Below are 242 nucleotides of genomic sequence, written 5' to 3' on the forward strand. Positions count from 1 at the left end.
GATGAGGCCCGTTCGGGCTCCTGGGACGCCATCGTCCTCGACCGGATGCTTCCCGGGCGGGACGGGCTCACCCTGTTGCGTGACCTGCGCGCCGCCGGCGACCGGACGCCCGCGCTGGTGCTGAGCGCGCTCGGCGACGTCGACGAGCGCATCTGCGGCCTGCGCGCCGGGGGGGACGACTCCCTCGGTACGCCCTTCGTCCGTGGCGAGCTCGCGGCCCGGATCGAGGCCTTGCTGCGGCG

The 242-nt window shown here is 75.6% G+C and carries 1 protein-coding gene; it reads left to right on the forward strand.

All coding sequences use genetic code 11. The features are described 5' to 3' along the window. The coding region (locus tag AC0IY0_RS28970; RefSeq protein WP_471766502.1) for a response regulator at positions 1-242 on the forward strand (242 nt) is incomplete at both ends.

It is taken from the genome of Methylobacterium sp. AC315 (assembly GCF_979253755.1).